The 6,416-nt window shown below is 71.4% G+C and carries 9 protein-coding genes; 8 read left to right on the top strand and 1 reads right to left on the bottom strand.

The window, feature by feature from the left end; all coding sequences use genetic code 11:
- The 4 genes from E1265_RS31830 to E1265_RS31815 all read left to right on the top strand — a co-directional run.
- On the top strand, positions 1-1,440 hold a 1,440-nt coding region (locus E1265_RS31830; RefSeq protein WP_165953948.1), incomplete at its 5' end, for a 4-alpha-glucanotransferase.
- A gap of 35 nt (positions 1,441-1,475) precedes the next feature.
- Positions 1,476-1,709: a hypothetical protein gene (locus E1265_RS31825; protein ID WP_132934442.1), complete on the top strand. Its 234-nt coding sequence runs from the start codon at positions 1,476-1,478 to the stop codon at positions 1,707-1,709.
- A 178-nt stretch (positions 1,710-1,887) separates the two neighbouring features.
- Positions 1,888-2,715, top strand: coding sequence for an NAD(P)-binding domain-containing protein (locus E1265_RS31820; protein WP_132934441.1), 828 nt, complete (start codon positions 1,888-1,890; stop codon positions 2,713-2,715).
- A gap of 21 nt (positions 2,716-2,736) precedes the next feature.
- A complete protein-coding gene (locus E1265_RS31815) occupies positions 2,737-3,102 on the top strand; it encodes a helix-turn-helix domain-containing protein (RefSeq protein ID WP_132934440.1) in 366 nt (121 codons plus the stop codon).
- Positions 3,103-3,624: 522 nt separating this feature from the next.
- Here the strand turns inward: E1265_RS31815 and E1265_RS37475 are convergent.
- A complete protein-coding gene (locus E1265_RS37475) occupies positions 3,625-3,780 on the bottom strand; it encodes a hypothetical protein (RefSeq protein WP_165953947.1) in 156 nt (51 codons plus the stop codon).
- Positions 3,781-3,894: 114 nt separating this feature from the next.
- Between E1265_RS37475 and E1265_RS37470 the strand changes: the two genes are divergently transcribed.
- From E1265_RS37470 to E1265_RS31795, 4 genes are all read left to right on the top strand, one after another.
- Complete coding sequence (locus E1265_RS37470; RefSeq protein WP_165953946.1) at positions 3,895-4,599, top strand: MFS transporter; 705 nt, start codon at positions 3,895-3,897, stop codon at positions 4,597-4,599.
- 163 nt (positions 4,600-4,762) lie between these two features.
- On the top strand, positions 4,763-4,885 hold the full coding sequence (locus E1265_RS40490) for a hypothetical protein (RefSeq protein WP_279571483.1): 123 nt from the start codon (positions 4,763-4,765) through the stop codon (positions 4,883-4,885).
- 320 nt (positions 4,886-5,205) lie between these two features.
- On the top strand, positions 5,206-6,081 hold the full coding sequence (locus E1265_RS31800; RefSeq protein WP_132934438.1) for a helix-turn-helix transcriptional regulator: 876 nt from the start codon (positions 5,206-5,208) through the stop codon (positions 6,079-6,081).
- Positions 6,078-6,284 (top strand): DUF397 domain-containing protein, encoded by a 207-nt coding sequence (locus E1265_RS31795; RefSeq protein WP_132934437.1) that lies wholly within the window; start codon positions 6,078-6,080, stop codon positions 6,282-6,284. The genes E1265_RS31800 and E1265_RS31795 overlap by 4 nt, the downstream gene beginning before the upstream one ends.
- Positions 6,285-6,416: the final 132 nt, after the last annotated feature.

Genomic DNA, 6,416 nt, shown 5'->3' with positions numbered 1-6,416 from the left:
CGCCGCTACCCCGACCCCGTCCACCTGCGGATCGAGGACGTCCCGGAGTACGCGTACCTCGACGCCGACGCCAGGCACCACACCGACCGGCTGCTGGCCCGCGCCGCCGAACTGCGCGCCGACGTCCTCCACCGGGGCGCCCACATCAACCGGGACGCCGTCTGGGCCGTCAAGCGCCAGGCCCTGGAGACCCTGCGCGCCGTCCCGCTCGGCCCCGGCCGGCACGCCGCCTACTGCGCCTACCTCGCGGCCGAGGGCCAGGCCCTGGAGGACCACGCCACCTGGTGCGCCCTCGCCGAACTGCACGGCCCCGACTGGCGCGCCTGGCCCACCGGGCTCCGTGACCCGCGTTCCCCGGCCACCGCACGCGCCCGCACCGAGCAGCTGGAGCGCATCGAGTTCCACTGCTGGCTGGCCTGGCTCACCGACACCCAGCTGGCCCGCGCCCAGCGGGCCGCCCGCGCCGCCGGCATGTCCATCGGCCTGGTCCACGACCTGGCCCTCGGCGTGCACCCGCACGGCTCGGACGCCTGGGCGCAGGCCGGGCTGCTGGCCGCCGGCGTGTCGGCCGGCGCCCCGCCCGACGCCTTCAACACCCGCGGCCAGGACTGGGGCCTGCCGCCCTGGCGCCCCGACCGGCTCGCGGAACACGGCTTCGAGCCCTACCGCCAGCTGCTCGCCGGGGTGCTGCGGCACGCGGGCGGGGTGCGGATCGACCATGTGATGAGCCAGTTCCGGCTCTGGTGGATCCCGGAGGGCGCGGACCCCGCCGACGGCACCTATGTCTCCTACGACGCGAACGCCATGCTCGGCGTGCTGGCCCTCGAGGCGCACCGCGCGGGGGCCGTCGTGATCGGCGAGGACCTGGGCACCGTGGCGCCCGGCGTGCGCGAGGAGTTGGCGGCGCGCGGCATCGCCGGCACCTCCGTGCTGTGGTTCGAGCGCGACTGGGCGGCGCCTGGCGCCCCGCCGCTGCCGCCCGAGGCGTGGCGCGCCGACTGCCTCGCCACCGTCACCACCCACGACCTGCCGCCCACCGCGGCCCGTCTTGCCGCCGAGCACGTCCGGCTGCGCGACCTGCTCGACATCACCGACGACGCCGAGGCCGAACTGCGGGACGCACACGCCGAGAACGCGGAGTGGCTGGCCTACTTCGACCGGCTCGGACTGCTTCCGCCCGACGCCGACGAGCCGCAGCTGATCGCCGCCGCCTACCGCTTCCTGGCCCGCACCCCGGCCCGGATGGTCGGCGTCTGGCTCCCGGACGCGACGGGCGACCGCCGCCCGCAGAACGTGCCGGGCACCTGGCGCGAGTACCCCAACTGGCGGCTGCCGATCGCCGACGCCGACGGCCGCCCCACCACGCTGGAGGCGCTGGCCGCCTCGCCGCGCGTGGCGGCGCTGCTCGACGCCGTCCGCGCCGAGATGGCGGGCCACTGAACGGGCCCCGGAACCGGTTGGCTACTGTGGCCTGTGTGGTCAACCTGAACAAGAAGCGCAACGCGAAGCGAGCGGCAGCCGTCACGGTCGGCGCGGTCCTGCTGACGATGCTGTCCTCCCCGGCCGCCTTCGCCCTGATCCCCGACGACGGCGACGACCCGGGCCCCGGCCTGAGCGTGGCCGAGACGCTCGGCCTCTTCGTGGCGGCGCCCATCGCCATCTTCGCCCTGATCACCGCCGCGGTCATCCTCACCGACCGCAGGCGCTGACGCCTGCCGGCTCCGCGGTTTCGAAGGGACCCCAGCCCCGGCGGACGCGGGCCGCTGCCGTCGGGGGCCGGCCGGACAGTGCCCCCAGGGCGCGCGCCCGCTGACTGACCTCGGGGTAACCACCCACTGCAAAGTGGGTACTTGTGGCACGTTCCACCCCGAGTGAACAGTGTTCCGCATGAACACGCAGCACGAACGCATCAGCATTCTGGGTCTGGGCGCCATGGGACGGGCGCTTGCGGGCGCGCTCCTCGACGGCGGTCGCGAGGTGACGGTCTGGAACCGCACCGGTGGGAAGGCGGACGAACTGGTCGCGCGCGGTGCGCGGGAGGCCACGAGCGTGGGAGAGGCGATCGGGGCCGCCGATCTGACGGTGGTGTGCCTGCTCGACGACGCCAGTGTCCGCGAGGCGCTCGCTCCAGCCCTGCGGGAGCTGGCCGGCTCCACGCTGGTCAATCTCACCAGCGGCTCCGCACGGCAGGCCCGCGAGCTCGCCGGGTGGCTCGACGGGTACGGGGTACGGTTCCTGGCCGGCGGGATCATGGCCGTGCCTCCGACGGTGGGGACGGACGGAGCGTTCATCCTCTACAGCGGCGCGCGTGACCTCTTCGACCGTCTCGCGCCCGTGCTCGCCCCCCTCGGCCGTTCTCAGTGGGTGGGCGAGGATCCCGGGTTCGCGGCGCTGTACGACATGGCGGCGCTGAGTGGCATGTACGGCATGAGCGCCGGGGTGGACCACGCCGTGTCGCTGGTCCACGCGGACGGCGGCGACGTGGAGACGTTCAGGCGCGAGGTGCTCCAGCCGTGGCTGGAGCAGATGCTGCCCGTCGTGGTCGCCCTCGCCGGCGTCAGCGAGTCCGTCCCGGACGAGTTCAACCCCGCGATGCAGGCGACCGGCCTGGAGAACATCCTCGCCGCCTCGGCTGAGGCGGGTGTGCCAGCGGAGCTGGCCGGACACCTGAGCGCCTCGCTGTGGCGGATGCGGAGCGCCGTCGCCGCCGGCTGAGCCACGGCGCGTCCGGCTACCATGGGGCGGATGCGCAACCCGCCCTACGTCTGTGCCCTCGACGCCGCGATGGACGTCATCGAGGGCAAGTGGAAAGCACTGATCCTCTGGGCGCTCGACGAGCGACTCCATCGATTCGGCGAGTTGCGCCGCAGCCTTCCCGGCGTCAGCGAGAAGGTGCTTGCCCAGCAGCTCCGCGAACTGGAGGCGGACGGGGTCGTCCGGCGGACGGTGTTCGACGAGACACCGCCACGCGTCGAGTACGAGCTGACCGACCTGGGCGTCCGGCTCTACGCGGCGCTCGGCCCCCTGGGGGAATGGGGCGCCCGCCGCATGGACGAGCTCGCTATCGTCCCGACCCACGGCAAGGAGCAGGCCGGGGCGTGAGAGGGCGATTCATTCCGCCTCCCATGCGGTGAGCCGGAGGGGGCAGGGCCCTGGAGGGTGTGCACTGGTCTCGCGATCGCTTGGGCTTTCCAAGCGATCCGCTTCGTCACCTGCCCTGCTCACCCCGAGGTGGTGTCCAGCACACGCCGGCCGAGCAGCGCGCGTCGGGCGTCGCTCCGAACAGGCGTGTTGACGACCGTCGCCCCGGTGGCCGTAGTGTGTGCGGCATCAGTCGCCGTCCTGTGTGATGGTGGTCCGTTGGGAGTCCGGCTCCCGGGTGGGTGGGCATGCTCGAAAGGCATGTCCTATGCAGGGCTATGTTGCCGTTCTGAGGATTCCCGGCCTGCGTGTCCCCCTTCTCGCCACCGTGATCGGTGCGCTCCCTCTGGGCATGTGTGGCCTGAGCCTGTTGCTGTACGCGCAGGAGCTGACCGGCTCGCTCGCCGTCAGCGGTTTCGCGGCGGCCGCGTTCGGCGCGGGCAACGCCGCCGGTTTGAGCGCGCAGGGGTGGTTGATCGACCGTCACGGACAGGCGAGGGTCGTCTCGACCGCGGGTGTGGCCTGCGCGGCCTGGGGCTTCTTCCTGGTCACCGCCGCACCGACGGTCGACTGGCCCGGCTTCGTCGTCGTGGCCAGCGCGGGAATGGGGGCCAGTATTCCCGCGACGACCGGCAGCATGAGGGTGCTGCTGGCCGAGCTGGTCGCGGAAGGAGCGGCCAGGACGGCGGGGTACGCGCTGCTGGCGGTGCTGTTCCAACTGGCCGTGCTGGCCGGCCCGTTGGCGACATCGCTGTGCTGGTGGCGGCGGGGCCCGGCGAGGCCGTGCTGGCGGGTGGGCTCTTGGCCTGCGGCGCGGCGGTGCTCTTCTCCTGGGCCAGGGCATCGCGGTCGTGGCGCCCTTCGCTGGACCGTGCCGGAAGGGACGGTGTCCGTGGGGGCACCGGCCTCGTCGTCCTGCTGTCGATCATGGCGGGCGCGGGCGTCTCGGCCGGTGTCGTCGCCGTCGCGGTGCCGGCCGCCGCTCTGTCCCTGGGCAGTGCGGCGGACAGCGGAGCGCTCCTAGCCATGTCCGCGGCAGGTGAGATCGTCTCGGGGCTCGCCCTCGGGGCGATCTCATGGCGCTGGTCGCAGGCTCGGCTGATGCTTGTCGCGCTGGCGGGTTCAGCGGTGGCCATCGGTCTGGCGGCGTGGGCCGCTGACAGTCTCGCGCCGCTGTTCCCCGCGCTGTTCCTGGTCGGTATTTGCGGTGGGCCGTCGGCGATCGCCGCTTCGGCACTTCTGGACACCCTGGTTCCCCGGTCCGCGCTCACCAGGGCCTACACCCTGATGGTGAGCGTCTGGCTCCTGGGGTGCGCGGTGGGCAACACGGTGGGTGGGGCCGCGACGGGGTGGCTCGGACATCGGCCGACGCTCGCCCTCAGCGCCTGCTGGCTCGCCGCCCTGCTCGTCGCGGCAGTGCTGCTCCGTCGCGCGCTCGAACCCCATCCCCAGGAGTGAGCTCAACGGCTTCCATCGCGGTCGTCCACTCCCGGCCGCCGCCTGGCGGGGACAGCCACGCCACAGGAGGGGCGTCGGCGGAGTCGGGGCAGACGGCGCGCAGGACGCCCGTTCTGCCCGTCGCGGTGTCCACCACGGTCTGGCCGAGCAGCGGGTGTGAGCGGTGGCCAAGGCCGAGGTCCGCCGTGTTTTCGGCTGGTACCGCGAGGTCTGCGACGCGCGCCCACCACAGCGGCTCGCGCCGACCAACGGCACGGAGCAGGGCGCGGGTTGGCTGCTGTATTGACGTGGTGCAGACGTTGCCCCGGGCGTCCCTGAGGAGTTGAACGATCCCGGTCCGTCCGGTGCGCGCGTCCACCACGGTGACTCCGACCGCCAGTTGCATGCGACCTCCAGCCCTCGATCCGCCAACTACCGTTCGTGTTCGACCGGTAGCGCAACCAGCCTGGGAGTCGTGAATTCAAACACGCAAGTGGCGGTGAAAAAATCGCTGAAGATGGCACATGCGGCGAGCCGAGCTCTAATCTCGGCAGGGCGGGCTGAAGTTCGCATCGTCGAAGCCCGGATGACGGGGTCGTTAAGCTTGGTCGGCAGAGAGGCGGACTCATGGCAGCACCCACCGGACCCACCGTCCGGCGCATGCAACTGGGCTGGGAGCTGAAGCGATTGCGCGACAAAGCTGGATTCACCCTTGTCGAGGCAGTCGATGGGTTGACGTTCTCGCCGTCCAAGCTCTACCGCGTGGAGAACGGCGTGACGGCGCTCCCCAAGGTCGCTGATCTGCGGGAACTGCTCGACAGGTACGGCGTTACGGACGATGGCGACGTGCAGTACCTCGTTGACATCCACCGGGACTCGCTCAAGCGCGGCTGGTGGGCGCAGTACCGCAACATCATGCCTTCCGGCATGGCGACGCTTGTTGGCCTGGAGAGTGGTGCCCGAACCATTCGCGTCTGGCAGCCGGACGTGGTCTACGGCCTGCTCCAGACCGAGCGCTACGCCCGGGAGATGCTGCTGGCGGCCAAGCTCGTCGAGGAGACGACGACCGAGTTCGTCGAGCGCTCGGTGCAGCTCCGAGGGGAGCGTAAGGAACTGCTCATCCGGCAAGACCATCCAGTAGAGCTGTGGGCCATCCTGGACGAGGCCGCGTTGCGACGGATCATCGGCGGTGTCGACGTGATGCGTGAGCAGTACGAGGAGATCACCCGACTCGCGGCGCTGGACAACGTCACGGTCCAGATCCTGCCGACCGGCACGGTGACCTATCGCTCCAGCACGAACTTCACTCTGTTGGAGTTCGGAGGGCCGCTGCCCACGATCGTGCAGACCGACGTGGCGGATGGTGGGTCGAACCTCAGCGACAAGGACACCACCGCTTGGAAGTTTTCCCGCAGGTTCGACGCCCTGCGAGCGGGCGCCCTCGCACCCGGTGAGACGCCCGGATTCCTGCACCGACTAGCACGGGAGATCTCACGCGAATGACTCACTGCATGGCACCAGATGTTGTGCCCGAATCGGCTTGGTTCAAGTCCTCCTACAGCACGGAAACCGGTAACAGCTGTGTCGAGATCGCCGATCTGAGCTGCGCCGGGCAGGTCGGCATACGAGACTCCAAGCACTCTGAAGGGCCAGCTCTGCTGGTTTCCACGAGCGCCTTCGCGGCGTTCGTCGGCATGGCGAGGTAGTGGTCGTCGCGGGGGCGGGGGCACCGTCCCCGGGCCTCGGCGTCGGGTTGGCCGTGCCCGGAGCTCAGTCGGCGCGAAGCGCCGGTGGGCCCGCGCCGGCGGTCGTAGCGGACGCGGAGGTCCGGACAAGGG

It is taken from the genome of Streptomyces sp. 8K308 (assembly GCF_004348315.1).
Taxonomy (GTDB): domain Bacteria; phylum Actinomycetota; class Actinomycetes; order Streptomycetales; family Streptomycetaceae; genus Streptomyces.
The sequence above is the reverse complement of the archived record's forward strand: the minus strand, read 5'-3'. Positions and strand labels throughout refer to the sequence as shown.